Origin of the sequence: Antrihabitans stalagmiti, from assembly GCF_016482825.1 — a bacterium.
Classification (GTDB): domain Bacteria; phylum Actinomycetota; class Actinomycetes; order Mycobacteriales; family Mycobacteriaceae; genus Antrihabitans; species Antrihabitans stalagmiti.
Genome location: NZ_JAEMNV010000040.1, coordinates 1 through 1,357, shown reverse-complemented (window position 1 = coordinate 1,357; position 1,357 = coordinate 1). Strand labels below are relative to the sequence as shown.

The following is a 1,357-nucleotide window of genomic DNA, read 5'->3' as shown; positions in this document are numbered from 1 at the left end:
TGAACCGTCCCGCGTTTGATGCACACATTTTTATTTGTGTGTTATCGGTTGATTGCCGTGGTGTGCAGCGTAGTACGCCGTTTCGTACTCGATCGGCGGTATCCGGCCCAGGCGGTGCATGAGCCTTTGCGCGTTGTACCACGCCACCCATGCGGAGGTGGCTTCCTCGACGTCGCCGACGGTCCGCAACGGCCCGGTGCGAAACGGTGAGTCCGCCGCGATGCATTCGGCCTTGTAGAGCCCTATGGTGGTCTCGGCCAGGGCATTATCGAAGGCATCGCCCACCGATCCGATCGACGGCAGCAAACCCTGGAGGAACAAGGTCTCCCCGAACCGGACCGCGGTATACTGAGAACCGGCATCCGAGTGGTGAATAGTGTTGCTCTGCAACGGGTTGCCTTGCATGGACCGCAACGCGACCGCCTGGTTGACGGCCCGTTGCACGAACGCGGTTTCCTTCGACGTCGAGCATTCCCAGCCGAGGATCGTGCCCGCGAACGCGTCGATAACGAACGCCGTGTATGCGAAGCAGGGCACCATCCTGACATATGTGAAATCGGCGACGTAGAGCTTGTCGGGGCGCTGCACCCGGAAGTTGCGGTCGACCAGATCCAGTGGCCGCGGCGCCGACGGATCGGGCACCGTGGTGCGCACCGTGCGGGCTCTGGTCGCACCCTGCCAGCCGTTGGCGCGCATCAGCCGCTCCACGGTGCAGCGGGCCACCTCGATGCCCTGACGCTGCAGGTGAGCCCACATCTTCAACGACCTGTACAGCGACTCGGGCTTTCGCCGTCCGCGCTCGTCATGCTCGACGTAGTACGACGCCAGCACCGAGGTGATGGTGGCGTCCCAGAGTGCTCGTTTCGACAACGGGCGCTTGGACCAGGCGTAGAACGTTCTCGGGGCGATGTTGGCGCCGTGCTCGGTGAGCACCCGGCAAATCGGTACGACCCCGAACCGAGCGCGATGCTCGGCGATGAACCGGCAGATCACTTGTGTGGCGGGCCGCACTCCCGCACGAAGAAAGACGTTGCGGCCTTGAGGATTTCGATGGTTTGCTCCAGCTCCCGCGTTTTGCGGCGCAACGCCTTCAGCTCGGCCTCAGCCTCGGCGGGCAACGTGGCCGGCGCAGGGTCCTCGGTTCGATTCGGCTTTGCGGACCCACACTCGTACCGTCTCGGCCTTCAACGACATCCGCTCGGCGATGGTGCGGATCGCCTCGGACTCCGACGGGTAGTCACCGCGATGCTCGAGCACCAGACGAACCGCCTTCTCACGAACCTCGGCTGAATAAATCTTCGACATGAGCAGTCACCTTTCCAATTGGGAAGGTGTGCATCAAAGCCGGGATGGTTCA

1 pseudogene is annotated in these 1,357 nt (G+C 63.0%); it reads right to left on the bottom strand.

From position 1 onward, the window contains the following. Positions 1–30 precede the first annotated feature (30 nt). Positions 31–1,305: pseudogene (locus tag JGU71_RS29590) on the bottom strand (IS3 family transposase). Positions 1,306–1,357 lie beyond the last annotated feature (52 nt).